This is a genomic window from Brachyspira alvinipulli ATCC 51933 (assembly GCF_000518245.1).
GTDB classification, from domain to species: Bacteria; Spirochaetota; Brachyspiria; order Brachyspirales; family Brachyspiraceae; genus Brachyspira; species Brachyspira alvinipulli.
Genome location: NZ_JADF01000024.1, coordinates 1 through 14,440, shown reverse-complemented (window position 1 = coordinate 14,440; position 14,440 = coordinate 1). Strand labels below are relative to the sequence as shown.

Below are 14,440 nucleotides of genomic sequence, written 5' to 3'. Positions count from 1 at the left end.
ACTCACAAGTTTTTTAATCAAGAATATGTCCCATTCTTTCCTTCTTAGTTTTTAGATAAAATGCATCATATTCAGACGCTTCTATCTGTATAGGTATTCTCTCATTTATTTTTAAGCCGTAATTATTTAAATATTTTATTTTATCTGGGTTATTAGTCATAAGCTTAATACTTTTAATACCCAAGTTCTTAAGCATTTGATAAGCCTCATAATATTCACGCATATCATCTCTAAATCCCAAAGCCATATTAGCATCAACTGTATCAAGTCCGCTGTCCTGAAGTTCATAAGCTCTTAATTTATTAACAAGTCCTATTCCTCTTCCTTCCTGACGCATATAAACCATTATGCCTCTTCCTTCTTCAGCAATTTTTCTCATAGCATAATCATACTGTTCGCCGCAGTCGCATCTTTTAGAACCTAATGCATCCCCTGTTAAGCATTCAGAATGAACTCTGCAAAGTACATCCTCTCCGCTTGAAATATCTCCCATAGTTAAAACTACATGATGTTCTTTTGTGACTTTATTTACGAAAGTAAGTATTTCAAATTCTCCGTATTTAGTAGGCATTTTAGCCTTAGCATAAAGCTCCATTAAATCTTCATTCTTTTTTCTATAATCAATTAAGTCAGAAACAGTGATCATTTTTAGATTATGTTTTTTAGCGAAATCAATCAAATCATCTCTTCTCATCATATCGCCGTCATCTTTCATAATCTCGCAGCATAAACCGCATTCTTTAAGCCCTGCTAATCTCATCAAATCAACAGTAGCTTCAGTATGTCCCATTCTCACTAATACTCCGCCTTCTTTTGCAAGTAATGGAAACATATGACCTGGGCGTCTGAAATCTTCTGGTTTAGAATTCTCATCAACAACTTTTAAAGCTGTAATAGATCTTTCAACTGCAGATATTCCTGTAGTAGTTTCAATATGGTCAATAGATACTGTGAAAGCTGTTTCATGATTATCAGTATTTTTTGTAACCATTTGATTAAGATTAAGCCTGTTAGTAATTTCTTTGCTCATAGGCATGCATATTAAGCCTTTAGCATAACTAGCCATGAAGTTAACATTTTCTGTAGTGGCAAATTCTGCCGCACAGATTAAATCTCCCTCATTTTCTCTATCTTCATCATCAGAAACAAGAATTATTTTTCCGTTTCTTAAATCCTCTAAAGCTTCATCAATAGTACTGTAAACATTTTCCATTTTTACGCTCCGTTTTTATTTTTTCTTCAGCTTTTTCCTTTTTAGCATCAGATGTAAAAAACTGTAAAAAGTGCATGAATATTAAAATCCATTTTTAAATAAAAAATCCATTGTTATATTAGATTTTTTACTATCATCATTATCTTCTTTAAATGTTAAAAGCCTTTCAACATATTTGCCTATAACATCATTTTCTATATTAACCTTATCACCCTCTTTTTTATAATAAAGTACAGTTTCCTTTAATGTATGAGGTATAAGAGATATAGAAAAAGTATTATCAGTTAAACTTGCCACTGTCAAACTTATACCATCAACAGCAACCGAGCCTTTTTCTACTATATATTTCATTAAATGTTTAGGCACTTCAATAGTAAGTATTATAGCATTGTCATCTTTCTTCATAGACTTAATGCTTCCCACTCCGTCAATATGTCCGCTTACTATATGACCGCCGAATCTTCCGCTTAATGTCATAGCTCTTTCAAGATTAACTTTACTTCCGTTTTTTAAACTTCCTAAATTAGTACGGTTCAAAGTTTCTTGAGTAACATCAGCATTAAATATTTTATTATCAAAGCTAGATACAGTTAAACAAGTACCATTAACAGCAACGCTATCACCCAAATGCAAATCATCAAATATTTTGCTAGCTTCTATTGTGATAACTTTGCTTTGTACAGATTTAACAGTTCCTATTTCTTCAACTATACCAGTAAACATTATTGTATAATCCTATAATTATAATCTTTTTTGATGCCATTGAATGCAAAATGATATAAATGCAGTCCTTTTGCTTCTTTGGGCCACCAAAAGAAGTAGGGGTTTGGGGACTAGTCCCCAATAATTAAATATTATATAAATTAATATTTTAAGTAATACTCTAAAAATAAATCGTCTTCTATTTTTGTTATGCTGCCTTCCGTAAGTTTAACAGCATCATTAGGATCATCTATTCCTTCGACTCCTATTGGAGTTTTTGATTTTGATCCTCCAAATATTTTTGGTGCTATATAAATCAATGCCTTATTAGCTAATTTCTCTTTTAATAAACTTGCATGTAAAGTAGCACCGCCTTCAACATACACACTGTCAATATTTTTTTCCTCTCCAAGTATTCTCATCAAATCATTTAAACTTACTTTGCCGTTATCATTTTCTGTTTTTATTATCTCTATGCCAACACTTTCAAGTTCTTTTATTTTTTTATCATCATTACTAATAGTAGCTATAAAAGTCTTTATCTCCTTAGCAGTTTTACAAATATTAGAATCCAAATCTATTTTTAATGAACTATCCAAAATTATTCTTATAGGATTTCTAGTATTTGGAAGTCTGCAGTTAAGTGTAGGATTATCTTCTATTACAGTATTTATTCCAACCATTATAGCAGAGTATTTATTTCTAAATCTATGAGAATGCTCTCTTGTTTTTTCTGAAGTTATCCATTTTGATTTACCGCTCACAGTAGCTATTTTACCGTCCATAGTCATAGCATATTTCATAACAACAAACGGTCTTTTATTAGCTATATAATAGAAGAAAACTTCATTTAATTTTCTGCATTCTTCTTCAAGTACATTTATTACAACTTCAATTCCAGCATCTTTTAATTTTTTTATTCCATTTCCTGCTACTTTAGGATTAGAATCAACACAGCCTATAATCACTCTTTTTAATTTATTTTTTATAATAGCATCAGCACAAGGAGGAGTTTTTCCATAATGAGAACAAGGCTCCAAAGTTACATATATATCAGCATCTTCAACATTTTCGCCTTTCTCTTTTGCATCCAAAAATGCATTGATTTCAGCATGATTTTCACCATATTTTTTATGATATCCAATGCCTATAACTTTTCCGTCTTTCACTATAACAGCACCAACTAAAGGATTAGGACTTGTAAAACCTTCTCCCTTCTTTGCTTCTTCTATAGCCATTTTCATGTATTTTTCATGAATATTTTCCTGCATACTGCTAATACTCTTTTATAAAAAATTTTTTTAATCTTTAGGAATTATTTTTAGGAAGGTAAAAAAGAAATCTACAAACAAAAAAACTCTAAATGTTTAAACACTTAGAGCCAAATTTTATGTAGTAAGTTACATTAATATCTTCTACCATCCAGACTTTAACTGTCGGTTTTGGAATCGCACCAAATCTGCCATTTTTGAAAGAGATACATCAAAAAGGCTCGCGGACTTTACCGCCGGTATGGAATTTCACCTAGCCCTGAAGATTTATATGTTAATATTATAATACAAAAAAATTTCATTGTCAAGAAGCATACATTCTATTTTTACAATACACCCGATTACATACCCCCCAAAGTATTAGTTATATTACGAATGCTTAATCAATTTGTTTTTTAATTAAAATAAATAAAATTTACTAACAGATATGACTATATATTTAATTAAGTCTTTATGATTATCCTAATTGTTTTGATTAAATAATATAATAATTTCAATTGCTTAAGTTCAAGTTAATAAGTTTTTATTTTATTCAATATAATACTTTTTATTAAAAAAATTTTAATAAAACTCAAAAATTTTAAAGCAAAATATTGACATAAAAATCAAAAAAGAATACCATTTATTCATGGAAAACATAAATATAACAATCACTGAAATTAAGAATCCAGATAACTATTCTTTAATCAATAAAAAATATCAAAACAATAACACTAGTATACTAACTATATTATGCCTGCAGTCTCTTTCGGCATTGCAGAAATTAATTAAAGTTTATTATAATATTTCAACAAATAAACTTAATATAACACATAAATATTCTAATTCCTCTAATTCAAAAATAAGCATTAGTAATAATGTTTATAATAAAAATTTATTAAAGGGAGTTCAAATTATGAAGAAAAAGATTTTATCTATTTTTGTAATGGTAACGGCTTTATCATTACTAGGCATAGGCTGCAACAAAAAAATCACAGATCCGACAAATGAAGGAGGAACCATCGAAGAAAATACAAAAGCAATTAATGCTGCATTAAATGGCTTAGGAAAAATTCGTATTAGTGGTAGTATAGTATCATCTCCTGGTAGCACTATTAGTAACGAATATGATTTTACTGCTATAGCAGCAGATAGTACAGGAACATCTCATAGTATTAGGGGGACATCACACGGCGCTACGGTAACTGACATTGATACATTATTAGGGCAAATAAAAAAAATTGAAGGCAGCGGAATTACAGTAACTGTTGATACTAGACCTAACGGAAGCAATTCTCCTCTTATTCTTACTGTTAAAAAAAATAATGCTGTTGTAACTCTTACTATTAGGCCTTCATCAAATGGCTGGAAAGGATTTTAATTAATTTGTATTCTATAATAGTTTTTATGTTTATTATAGAGTATATAGCGGATACTATACTCTTACACAGCATAAAAGCTATTATTTAAGCCTTTATAATTATCCTAATGGGTTTGATTAAATAATATAATAAAATCCCTTGCTTGATTTCAGGCTAAGGGGTTTTTTCTTTATGTAAAAAATATATACATTTTAAAATAAATTCCTTGACTTTTTCAATTAAATAAACTATCTTTATAAAAGACATATAATATACAAATATAAAAATGAATAAAGTTATATCTATCATTATTCTGATGCTTACTTTGTTAGTATCTTGTAATAATTCTCAAAATACAGAAAAATCAGAAATAAACACAAATGATAATGTCACTAATAATAATGAAACAGCAGAAACTAATAAAAAAATGATGGTTGGAATATATGTTTATGATTACCCATTCGGATATTTGAACAATGGACAAATAGGCGGATTTGATTATGATCTTATGAATGAAATAGCAAAAGAAGCAGGATTAAAAATTGATTTTATAGATATGAAATTTGAAGAACTTATGCCCGCACTATATTCCGAACAAATAGATATTATTATAGCAGGTATGACTGTAACTGAAGAGAGAAATAAACTTGTAACATTTTCTAAAAAATACTATCACTCTACTCAAACTATATTAGTTAATCAAAACAATACAAACATTAACAGCTTTAATGATTTAGTAGGCAAGCATGTAGGTGTTATAAGCAGCACTATAGGAGATAGTTATCTTTCAAAGATACAGGGTATAAATTTAGAAAGATTTGATACTGGAAGCACAGCATTATTAGCATTAAAAGTTGAAAAACTAGATGCTGTTGTATTTGATAAAGTAACATGCGAACATTATGCAAAAAATGATGAAAGTATAAAACTTATAGAAGATCCTACTTACCCAATAGAACATTATGCCATAGCAGTTAGAAAAAATGATAATGAATTGATTGATAAAATTAATGAAGGTCTTGATAAAATAATGGCTAATGGAACATATCAAGCACTAATAAGTAAATATTTTTAATAATCTGCATTATCTCTCATATTCTTTAACATCTTTATAGGCTTAATATCCAAACTTATTAAAATATTTTCTATATTTCTATAATCAAGAGTTGGAACAAATATATTGAGTTTGCTGACTATATTAGGGGCAGAAACATTACCAACAGTATTCGGAACTTCTTTCCAGCCCAATATTTCCATTTTTACAAATTTTATTCCAAATTTTTCAATCTCATTTTCTATATCTATTTTTGATGAACATTCAACTAAATAAACTATTGATTTTTTTCTATTGGCTATAAAATACGGTATAAAAAATCTAAATATAGAAGTACTTAAAAATATACAAATACATCCTATAGCTGATAATACCCATTGTCCTGAACCTATTACTATACCTAAACAAGCAGTAACCCAAACTATAGCAGCAGTAGTTATACCATGAAGTTTGCCTCTATTTTGTATAATCATACCCGCACCCAAAAAACCTATACCTGAAACTATCTGTGCCGAGATTCTGTTATAATCTGGAACAGTATATAATAAATCGCTTCCCAATTTTATAAGTTCGGCATTTTCAAGCATGATGGAACGTGCAAAAACTTCTTCATAACATGATAAAATAGCAGCCCCCATACATACTATACTTGTTGTTCTGCTGCCTATAGGCTTCTTATGCTGTGCCCTCTCCCAGCCTATGAATATACCCATTATATAGGCTACTAATATTCTTGTGGTAATTTCTAATATACTGTAATCTGCTAATGCATACTTTATAGACTCTTTAAACATAAATAATAATCCGAATTTAATATACTATTAAATATTATCGAAAAAAAATGGTAAAACAAAATAAATACTAATTGGGGATTCACCTATTTTTTAGGCAAATCCCCAAAATATTTTTGAAGTACGCTTCTGAAAATATTTAAATATAGATCTACACTATATCCTGATAAATTTCTGAAAATGTTTTTGAATGCAGAACTATGGAATCTCTTGATACGCTTACAATATCATTTATCAATTTATTAACATCATCATGTACATCTGAAGCAAAATATTCTATAACCATATCCAAATTCATACCGCTTATCAATGATATATGACTGTATTTTCTATAGAATTTACTAGCAATATTAAAAGGAGTACAACCGCATAAATCAGTAAGTATCAAAATGTTATTATTATGAATCTTATTTAATATCATCTCTAATTTTGATTCAACAATGTCAAAGTTATCATCTGCTTTCATATCAATAACATCATAATTATCTAATTTTCCAAGTATGATTCTGCTTGCTTCTATTAATGCTGATGCTAAATTTCCATGTCCCATCAATACTAAATTTGGTTTCATAATAATCATCCTCCTATGTACTTATTTTTTCATGCTCTATATTATAAATATAATAATTGTTTTATATTATTCAAATTTTATTTACATAAAATTTAAATAGTTTATATAATTTTACATTTATGTTATGATAACTGCATAAATATTAATGAAATTAGGATTTTATCTATGAAAAAAATTTATGATAACCTCTATGTAGGAGGTGATAAAGATTGCAGAAATTTCAAAGGAGCCATAGTTCATGCATGCCAAAGCTGTTTTGTAAATTCTGTACATGGAAATAAAGGAGATACAAAAGTATTTGAAATAAATAATAATTTATATTTAAATCTTCTCGATATATCAAGTCTGTCTTTTGAATATGCATTCCCCATGATAAAAAGATCTATGGAATTTATAGATGAACATATAAAAGATATGGAAGTTTTAGTGCATTGTAATTTCGGTATGTCTAGATCTCCTTCTATAGCACTGCTTTATATGGCAAGGAAAGGATATATTAATAATAATTCATTCAAAGATGCATTAAAAGATTTTGTCAAAATTTACAGCTATTATTCACCCGGTTTAGGAATGTATAGATATTTTGATACATACTGGCAGGAAATAATGACATTCTAATTAATAAAAAATGTATTCTCTTTTAATAATTTACTTGATCTTAATTTTATATTTCTGTATTTTTTAATACTATTGATATTATAAAAAATAAGAGGGCAATAAAGCCCTCTTGAAAATTCTACTTAAATTATATTTGAACATCCTTAGTATAATCAATACCTTCAATTTCAAAGCCATGCATATTCATATAATCTTTTCTAAACAAAGACATATCAGCTATCTCTTTTACATTATCTTTAGTTAACTTATTCCAAGATTCTAAAACTTCGCTTTGAACATCATCTCTCAATTCCCAGTCATCTAATCTTATTCTATTTTCCTCATCTACAGGCACAGCATTATTGCTATAAAGTTTTTCACTTATAAGTCTGTACATTTGCTCAATACATCCTTCATGAATACCCTTATTTTTCATCACTTTGAATAATATTCCTATATAAAGAGGAACAGTAGGTATAACAGCAGAAGCTCTTGTTACAACAGCTTTATTTACAGAAACATAAGCATGTCCTTTTATTTTCTCATTCATTTTTTTATCTAAGCTATGAGCAGTAGCCTCAATATGATCCTTAGCTCTTCCTATAGTACCTTCTCTGTATATGGATTTAGTCATTTGAGGTCCTATATATGAATAAGCAATATTAACAGCATTTTCGCTAAGCAAATCAGCATCTAATAAAGCATTAGTCCATAATTCCCAATCTTCTCCGCCCATAACTTTAATTGTTGCCTTAATTTCATCATCATTAGCAGGCTCAATTTTTACATTTAATAGCTCTTCTGTCATAAAATCTATACCTATTCCGTCATAAGTTTTTCCTATAGGTTTTAATGCAGAACGGTAAAGTGTTCCTGTTGATTCATCCATTCTAGCAGGAGCTGCTAAGCTGTATATAACTAAATCTATTTTTTCACCGTTAAAAAATGATTTAGCTTCTTTAATAACTTCTTCTTTTGAAGCATTTAAAAAAGCATCAAGTATTAAATTCTTCTGAGCTATTCCGTCTCTCTCGCAGCATTTAGCAAAAGCCTCATTATTATACCAACCAGGAGTAGCAGTTCTTTTTCCTGTAGCTTCTTTTTCAAAAGATACTCCCATAGTTTTAGCTCCAAGACCATAAGCTATAGCTATTCTGCTTGCAAGTCCATATCCGCCTGAAGCACCTAATATAAGTGCATTTTTAACATTAGATTTTACCTTAGGTTTTGATTTAACATAATTTATTTGATTTTCTACTTCTTTTGCACAGCCTATAGGATGAGCAGTTATACATATATTATTTAATATCTTCGGCTCTACTACCATTTTATTATTCTCCCTAAAAATTATTAACTCTTTATACTTTATAATAAAATGGCTTTTTTTTCAAACTTTTTTAATATTATATTTTCTTAATAAATAACTTAAAATTATTTTAGATATTTTTCAACTAATTCGTCATAAACCCCGTTATTCATAATTGTATATAAACCCACATTAATTTTTTGGAGCAGTTCATCATCATCTTTTCTTACAGCTATAGCATAATCATCTTCAGAAAATTCTATTCCTTCTACTATTTTTACATCTTGATCATATTGCGTATAATATTCACATGTTACTTTATCGAACATAATAGCATCTATTACACCTATTTTTAGTGAAAGCAAAGTAGAAGCACTACTGTTATATCTCTTTACATTTACCCCATTCATTTTTGATGCAGTAATATCTCCTACAGTACCTCTTATAACACCAATAGTTTTTCCAATAAGATCATTAGTAGTTTTAATATTCCCATCATCCTTCTTATTAATAAGAACAGATTTTGCAGATTGATAATATTTTGTAGAAAAACTTACTAGTTTTTTTCTTTCTTCTGTTACAGATAAGCCAGCTACAATACAATCAACTTCTCCAATTTGCAATGAAGGAATTAGTTTATCAAATTTCATTTGCACAAATTCTAATTTTAAATCAAAAACTTTTGCTATTTCATTTATCAAATCATAATCAAATCCGCTTATGTTATCATTATCTAAATATACAAATGGAGAGTCATATACATATATACCAACTTTTACTACTTCATTAGTTACAGTGTCTTTAGGTACTATATACTCTTTATTATTATTTTGATTATTATTATTTTTACATGCTATAAGATATAACATCGCTATTAATATAATAAATATTTTTTTCTTCATAGTTTTTATTCCTGAATATAATATGTAAATTATATATTCTAATAACAAAATAATCTTTTTTGGAAAAAAGTCAATAATAAAATGCATTGATGTTTTTTAAAATAATTTGCAAAAAGCGTTCTACTATATTATAATATATCATCAATATAAGCATTTTTTACAATCAATTTTATTTAAGGATAAATTTTTATAAATGTCATACGCAGAAAAAATTAGAAATTTTTGTATCATAGCACATGTTGACCATGGAAAAAGCACATTAGCAGACAGAATTATAGAACATACAAAAGCAGTATCAAGCAGAGAAATGAAAGCACAAATACTAGACTCTATGGATATAGAAAGAGAGAGAGGAATAACAATAAAGAGTCAGGCTGTTAAATTATCTTATCAGGCTAAAGACGGAGAAGTGTATACTTTAAATTTAATTGATACTCCAGGACACGTTGACTTTAATTATGAGGTTTCACGTTCTCTTGCTGCTTGTGAAGGCGCTATACTTGTAGTTGATGCTGCTCAGGGTGTTGAGGCTCAAACTATTTCTAACTTTTATCTTGCATTTGAAAATAATTTGGAGATTGTACCTGTTATAAATAAAATAGATTTGCCTGCTGCTAATATCGAACTTTGTAAAGAGCAGATGGAAAAAGAGTTTGGTGTTAATAAAGATGATATAGTTTTAGCAAGTGCAAAAAATGATATAGGTATAGATGATATACTTGAAGCAGTAGTTAAGATGATACCAGCTCCAAAAGATAATACTAGTAAAAAAACAAGGGCTTTGATATTCGATTCTTATTATGATCCTTTCCGAGGTGCTGTTATGATAATGAGAATATTTGACGGCTCTATAAAGAAAAATGATAAGCTTCTTCTAATGGAAACGAAAGCTGAGTATGAAGTTGAAGAATGCGGAACACTTCTGCTTGGGCTTAAATCTGCTAATGGATTAAAAAGCGGTGAGGTAGGTTATATTATTGCGGGCATTAAAAATATTTCTGATATAAAAATAGGAGATACTATCACACTTGAAGAAGACCCTTCTGATGAGCCTTTGATTGGTTATAAAGAAGTGCTTCCTATGGTATTTGCCGGTATTTTCCCTGCAGAAGATGAAGATTATACAAACTTACAAAAGGCATTGGAAAAATTAAAATTAAATGATGCTTCTTTAGTTTATGAGCCAGAACGTTCCATTGCTTTAGGGTTTGGTTACAGATGCGGATTCTTAGGGCTTTTGCATTTAGAGATCGTACAAGAACGTCTTGAAAGAGAGTTCAATCTTAATCTTGTAATAACTAGTCCTTCAGTAGAAGTAAAATTAAAACTTACAAACGGAGAAGAAAAACTTATTGATAACCCTGCAGATTTCCCATCTGGTCAGTATATAGAAAAATGTTATGAGCCTTTTATAAATGCTCTTATAATAGTTCCTACAGATTATTTAGGAAACATTATTTCTCTTTGTATTGATAGAAGGGGAACACAAACTTCTTTAAACTATTTAGATGATAAAAGAGCAGAAATAAAATTCGATCTTCCTTTAATAGAAGTTGTATATGACTTTTATGATAAATTAAAATCTATTTCCAGAGGTTATGCTTCATTCGATTATGATTTTTCTGATTTTAGAGAAAGTCAAATAGAAAAAATAGATATACTTGTTCATGGAGAAGTTGTAGATGCATTATCATTTATGGCACATAGAAGCAATGCGGAAAGTAGAGGAAGACAAATAATAGAAAAATTAAAACATCTGATTCCAAAACATATGTTCCAAATACCATTACAGGCAGCAATAGGCGGACGCATAATAGCTCGTGAAAATATAAGCGCCTTAAGAAAGAATGTTACAGCCAAATGTTACGGCGGTGATATTACAAGAAAAAGAAAATTATTAGAGAAACAGAAAGAGGGTAAAAAGCGTATGAAAGCTATTGGTAATGTGGAAATCCCTCAGGATGCATTTATAAGCGTGCTTAAAACAGATGATAATACTAAATAATTTTTATAAAAGAATTTTATATAATGTTAGTTTAATGTTATAAATCTATTAAAAGTTACTCTTGATTGTATATTGTAATAAATTCATTATAATAAATAAAAACATAGCACATCATTATTTGTTATGTAAACTAAAACATAAAACTTGACTTTATTATATATTTATGGTAGCATATATATTGAATTTTATATGTTCGCGTATAGGATATTATTTTAATTTAGGAGTATATTTATGGCTGTAAAAGTAGCAATAAATGGTTTTGGACGTATTGGACGTCTAGTTTTTCAGGCATTAGTAGAACGCGGTTTATTAGGTAAAGAAATAGAAGTAGTAGGTGTTGTAGATGTAAGCACTGATGCTAAATATTTCGCTTATCAATTAAAATATGATTCAGTTCATGGCAGAATGAAGGCTGACATTTCAACAGAAGGCGAAGATGTATTAGTAGTAAATGGAAATAAAATTAAATGTATAGGTGCTACTAAAGAATTAAAAGATCTTCCTTGGGGACAATTAGGTGTAGAATATGTAATTGAATCTACTGGTCTTTTCACAGAAAAAGAAAAAGCAGAAGGTCATATAGCTGCAGGTGCTAAAAAAGTTATAATTTCAGCTCCTGGTAAAGGTGATTTAAGAACTTTTGTTTATGGTGTAAACCATGAAGAATATGATCCTGCTAATCATCATGTAGTATCAAATGCTTCTTGTACTACTAACTGTTTAGCTCCATTAGTACATGTTCTTATTAAAGAAGATATTGGTATAGAAAAAGGTCTTATGACTACTATTCACTCTTATACTGCTACTCAAAAAACAGTAGATGGTCCTTCTAAAAAAGACTGGAGAGGCGGACGTGCTGCTGCTGTTAACACTATCCCTTCTACTACTGGTGCTGCTAAAGCAGTAGGTGAGGTATTACCTTCTACTAAAGGTAAATTAACAGGAATGAGCTTCAGAGTAGCTACTCCTGATGTATCTGTTGTAGATTTAACTTTCACAAGTGCAAAAGATACATCTATAGAAAAAATCGATGCGTGTATGAAAAAAGCTTCTGAAACTTATTTAAAAGATGTTTTAGGTTATTGTAATGAAGAATTAGTATCTAGCGACTTCATACATGATAACAGAAGTTCTATATATGACTCTTTAGCTACTTTACAAAATAACTTGAAAGATGAAAAAAGATTCTTCAAAATCGTTTCTTGGTATGATAATGAATGGGGTTATTCTAACAGAGTAATTGATTTATTATTATATATGTACAACAAAAAATAATAATTAGGTTATAATAATTAATACTATAAAAAGGGTGTTATATTTATTATAACACCCTTTAAATTTTTTAAGCGAGCCAAAGCACATACGTGCAAATAAATTTATTTATTTGCTAATTATAGGCGACGGCGAGCATAGCAATAATAAAAAGGAGTTAATACAATGAAAAAATCAGTAAAAGATATAGATATTAAAGGCAAAAAAGTCATAATGAGAGTTGACTTCAATGTACCTCTTGATAAAGAAACTAATTCTAAAATTACAGACACTACAAGAGTAGATGCTGCTATGCCTACTATTGAATACATACTTTCTCAAGGTGCTTGTTTAATACTTATGAGCCATTTAGGAAGACCAAAAGGAGAAGCTAATCCTAAATACTCTTTAAAACCTGTATTTGATTATTTAAAAACTAAACTTCCTAATAATAAAGTTACTTTTGCCAATGATTGTATAGGCGATGAAGTAAAAAAACAGGCTTCTGAATTAAAACCAGGAGATGTATTATTGTTAGAAAATTTAAGATACCATGCAGAAGAAGAGAAAAATGATCCTAACTTCTCTAAACAATTAGCTGATTTAGCTGATGTTTATGTTAATGATGCATTCGGTACTGCACACAGAGCACATGCTTCTACTGCTGGAATTGTATCTGCTAAAGCTGGAATGCCTGCTGTTGCTGGTTTCTTAATGGAAAAAGAAATACAATATTTAGGTGATGCTGTTGCTAATCCTGCCCGTCCATTCGTGGCTATAATCGGAGGAGCTAAAGTTTCTTCAAAAATTTCTGTACTTAAAAATTTACTTAACAAAGTAGATACTTTAATTGTTGTAGGCGGTATGGCTTATACTTTCTTCAAAGCTCAAGGCTTAGAAATAGGTTCTTCTTTATGCGAAGATGATTATATTGCTACAGCTAAAGAAATCATGGATAAAGCTAAAGAATTAAATAAAACTTTATATTTACCTGTTGATAATGTTATAGCTGATAAATTTGATAATGATGCTAATATAAAAACTGTAGACACAAATGCTATACCTGCAGGCTGGATGGGTATGGACGTTGGACCTAAAACTTTGAAAGAACTTGAAGACATATTAAAAAATGCAAAAACTGTTGTTTGGAATGGACCATTAGGTGTATTTGAAATGGCTAACTTTGCTAAAGGTACATTTGAAGTAGCTAAATTCATCGCTAATTCTGGTGCTGTAAGTATTATTGGTGGTGGTGATAGTGTATCTGCTGTTAATAAATCCGGCGTTGCTGATAAGATGACTCACGTATCTACAGGCGGCGGTGCTTCTTTAGAGTTCCTTGAAGGAATAGAATTACCTGGAATCGCAGTATTACAAGATAAGTAATAATTTATAGTTAGATTACAATAAATCAAAATAGTGAGCCCGTAGGAACTT

13 protein-coding genes and 1 riboswitch are annotated in these 14,440 nt (G+C 29.3%); of the genes, 6 read left to right on the top strand and 7 right to left on the bottom strand.

The window, feature by feature from the left end; genetic code table 11:
- Nucleotides 1–13: 13 nt before the first annotated feature.
- The 3 genes from T324_RS0104430 to ribD all read right to left on the bottom strand — a co-directional run bounded on the left by T324_RS0104430 (nucleotide 14) and on the right by ribD (nucleotide 3,186).
- The gene (locus tag T324_RS0104430; protein WP_028329144.1) at nucleotides 14–1,213 is read right to left on the bottom strand and encodes a bifunctional 3,4-dihydroxy-2-butanone-4-phosphate synthase/GTP cyclohydrolase II; all 1,200 of its coding nucleotides are present in this window, start codon (nucleotides 1,211–1,213) and stop codon (nucleotides 14–16) included.
- Nucleotides 1,214–1,294: 81 nt separating this feature from the next.
- Nucleotides 1,295–1,936: a riboflavin synthase gene (locus T324_RS0104420; RefSeq protein WP_028329143.1), complete on the bottom strand. Its 642-nt coding sequence runs from the start codon at nucleotides 1,934–1,936 to the stop codon at nucleotides 1,295–1,297.
- 140 nt (nucleotides 1,937–2,076) lie between these two features.
- Nucleotides 2,077–3,186, bottom strand: a complete 1,110-nt coding sequence (gene ribD / locus T324_RS0104415) for a bifunctional diaminohydroxyphosphoribosylaminopyrimidine deaminase/5-amino-6-(5-phosphoribosylamino)uracil reductase RibD (protein WP_028329142.1) — start codon at nucleotides 3,184–3,186, stop codon at nucleotides 2,077–2,079.
- A 135-nt stretch (nucleotides 3,187–3,321) separates the two neighbouring features.
- Nucleotides 3,322–3,457: riboswitch (FMN riboswitch) on the bottom strand.
- 357 nt (nucleotides 3,458–3,814) lie between these two features.
- Between ribD and T324_RS0104410 the strand changes: the two genes are divergently transcribed.
- Nucleotides 3,815–4,546 (top strand): hypothetical protein, encoded by a 732-nt coding sequence (locus T324_RS0104410; RefSeq protein ID WP_028329141.1) that lies wholly within the window; start codon nucleotides 3,815–3,817, stop codon nucleotides 4,544–4,546.
- Nucleotides 4,547–4,812: 266 nt separating this feature from the next.
- A complete protein-coding gene (locus T324_RS0104400) occupies nucleotides 4,813–5,601 on the top strand; it encodes a basic amino acid ABC transporter substrate-binding protein (protein WP_028329140.1) in 789 nt (262 codons plus the stop codon).
- Here the strand turns inward: T324_RS0104400 and T324_RS0104395 are convergent.
- Complete coding sequence (locus T324_RS0104395) at nucleotides 5,598–6,374, bottom strand: MgtC/SapB family protein (RefSeq protein WP_028329139.1); 777 nt, start codon at nucleotides 6,372–6,374, stop codon at nucleotides 5,598–5,600. The two genes, T324_RS0104400 and T324_RS0104395, sit on opposite strands and share 4 nt — an antisense overlap.
- 148 nt (nucleotides 6,375–6,522) lie before the next feature.
- Entirely contained in the window at nucleotides 6,523–6,942 is a 420-nt protein-coding gene (locus T324_RS0104390; protein WP_028329138.1) for a PTS sugar transporter subunit IIA, read from the bottom strand.
- A 165-nt stretch (nucleotides 6,943–7,107) separates the two neighbouring features.
- Between T324_RS0104390 and T324_RS0104385 the strand changes: the two genes are divergently transcribed.
- Nucleotides 7,108–7,560 (top strand): protein-tyrosine phosphatase family protein, encoded by a 453-nt coding sequence (locus tag T324_RS0104385; protein ID WP_028329137.1) that lies wholly within the window; start codon nucleotides 7,108–7,110, stop codon nucleotides 7,558–7,560.
- 127 nt (nucleotides 7,561–7,687) lie between these two features.
- On the opposite strand, the gene fabV is transcribed toward T324_RS0104385, so the two are convergent.
- On the bottom strand, nucleotides 7,688–8,866 hold the full coding sequence (gene fabV, locus T324_RS0104380) for an enoyl-ACP reductase FabV (RefSeq protein WP_028329136.1): 1,179 nt from the start codon (nucleotides 8,864–8,866) through the stop codon (nucleotides 7,688–7,690).
- A gap of 104 nt (nucleotides 8,867–8,970) precedes the next feature.
- The gene (locus T324_RS0104375) at nucleotides 8,971–9,747 is read right to left on the bottom strand and encodes a transporter substrate-binding domain-containing protein (protein ID WP_028329135.1); all 777 of its coding nucleotides are present in this window, start codon (nucleotides 9,745–9,747) and stop codon (nucleotides 8,971–8,973) included.
- 193 nt (nucleotides 9,748–9,940) lie between these two features.
- Between T324_RS0104375 and lepA the strand changes: the two genes are divergently transcribed.
- The 3 genes from lepA (at nucleotide 9,941) to T324_RS0104360 (ending at nucleotide 14,389) form a co-directional block, all read left to right on the top strand.
- Nucleotides 9,941–11,752, top strand: coding sequence for a translation elongation factor 4 (gene lepA, locus T324_RS0104370; RefSeq protein ID WP_028329134.1), 1,812 nt, complete (start codon nucleotides 9,941–9,943; stop codon nucleotides 11,750–11,752).
- 231 nt (nucleotides 11,753–11,983) lie between these two features.
- The gene (gap, locus tag T324_RS0104365; RefSeq protein WP_028329133.1) at nucleotides 11,984–13,027 is read left to right on the top strand and encodes a type I glyceraldehyde-3-phosphate dehydrogenase; all 1,044 of its coding nucleotides are present in this window, start codon (nucleotides 11,984–11,986) and stop codon (nucleotides 13,025–13,027) included.
- A 162-nt stretch (nucleotides 13,028–13,189) separates the two neighbouring features.
- On the top strand, nucleotides 13,190–14,389 hold the full coding sequence (locus T324_RS0104360) for a phosphoglycerate kinase (protein ID WP_028329132.1): 1,200 nt from the start codon (nucleotides 13,190–13,192) through the stop codon (nucleotides 14,387–14,389).
- The last annotated feature ends 51 nt before the right edge of the window (nucleotides 14,390–14,440 follow it).

Excerpts from the sequence above, each read along its gene's own strand:
- T324_RS0104430 (WP_028329144.1), bottom strand. The coding sequence starts at position 1,213 with ATGGAAAATGTTTACAGTACTATTGATGAAGCTTTAGAGGATTTAAGA.
- T324_RS0104360 (WP_028329132.1), top strand. The coding sequence starts at position 13,190 with ATGAAAAAATCAGTAAAAGATATAGATATTAAAGGCAAAAAAGTCATA.
- ribD (WP_028329142.1), bottom strand. The coding sequence starts at position 3,186 with ATGCAGGAAAATATTCATGAAAAATACATGAAAATGGCTATAGAAGAA.
- lepA (WP_028329134.1), top strand. The coding sequence starts at position 9,941 with ATGTCATACGCAGAAAAAATTAGAAATTTTTGTATCATAGCACATGTT.
- T324_RS0104400 (WP_028329140.1), top strand. The coding sequence starts at position 4,813 with ATGAATAAAGTTATATCTATCATTATTCTGATGCTTACTTTGTTAGTA.
- fabV (WP_028329136.1), bottom strand. The coding sequence starts at position 8,866 with ATGGTAGTAGAGCCGAAGATATTAAATAATATATGTATAACTGCTCAT.
- T324_RS0104410 (WP_028329141.1), top strand. The coding sequence starts at position 3,815 with ATGGAAAACATAAATATAACAATCACTGAAATTAAGAATCCAGATAAC.
- T324_RS0104375 (WP_028329135.1), bottom strand. The coding sequence starts at position 9,747 with ATGAAGAAAAAAATATTTATTATATTAATAGCGATGTTATATCTTATA.
- T324_RS0104420 (WP_028329143.1), bottom strand. The coding sequence starts at position 1,936 with ATGTTTACTGGTATAGTTGAAGAAATAGGAACTGTTAAATCTGTACAA.
- T324_RS0104395 (WP_028329139.1), bottom strand. The coding sequence starts at position 6,374 with ATGTTTAAAGAGTCTATAAAGTATGCATTAGCAGATTACAGTATATTA.
- gap (WP_028329133.1), top strand. The coding sequence starts at position 11,984 with ATGGCTGTAAAAGTAGCAATAAATGGTTTTGGACGTATTGGACGTCTA.
- T324_RS0104385 (WP_028329137.1), top strand. The coding sequence starts at position 7,108 with ATGAAAAAAATTTATGATAACCTCTATGTAGGAGGTGATAAAGATTGC.
- T324_RS0104390 (WP_028329138.1), bottom strand. The coding sequence starts at position 6,942 with ATGAAACCAAATTTAGTATTGATGGGACATGGAAATTTAGCATCAGCA.